Source organism: Oleiphilus sp. HI0067, assembly GCF_001635735.1.
In genome coordinates this window covers 1-778 of record NZ_LWFI01001319.1, presented here as the reverse complement: position 1 = coordinate 778, position 778 = coordinate 1, and the positions used below count along the sequence as shown (strand labels likewise).

General features: G+C 47.9%; 1 protein-coding gene. It reads left to right on the top strand.

What is annotated here, in order from left to right:
• On the top strand, positions 1-778 hold a 778-nt coding region (locus A3739_RS30160; RefSeq protein WP_197472469.1), incomplete at both ends, for a hypothetical protein.

Genomic DNA, 778 nt, shown 5'->3' with positions numbered 1-778 from the left:
ATGGTGATATAACTCTTGATGTCACTGCGGATGGCTTGCTAGGTTCGACTCAGTTTTATGATGGTCTGAGAATAGGGTTCGAGGATCTAGATTTTGCTTATCGAACCGAAGGGTTTCGTTTAGGTCGTGTTTCGGATGACGGTACGAGTCTGAAGTCTCAGGATTTATCTACGTCTTATAGTATTCCTGGTGTATCGGGTGCGTTGTTTGGTTTGGGGCTTTATCCTGAGTTGAGTGGTCGATTAAACGGGCATATCACTTTGGGGCCGGGCGGTCGTTTTGGTGATGAAGGTATTACCATCAATGCAGATATTGAATTGCGTGATGGCTTAATGGCTACTTATAAGGAATCTGATGGTAGTGGTTTCTGGTTGGCAGGACTCGATATGGATAAGCATCTTCGTGACATGCTTCTTGACGTTACTGAAGAGGGTTTGCGAATTTATGAGACAGAAAGTTGGTCGCGACTAGATGTCACAGACTTTAGATTAGGTGATCGGGCAACTGGTGCGAGCTTTGGGCGCATGGTGCTGGAGACATACGAACAAGGATCTGAAAGAACAATTTCCGCAGGCGGAGCTGGGGCTGTATGTGTTGGTGGGCAAGGGAGCGATAGCGCGTCGTGTCAATCTGATGGTGGTCGATGGTCTGATAGAGGGGATCAAGGCTTAACGATTGCATCGGCCAGATTTTTTAAGGATAGCGTTGAAGCGGAAGGCAAGCGCAATCGCTTTACGTGGGAGACTGGTCGCTCTGGAGAAGGTACTGCCGGTGTTGT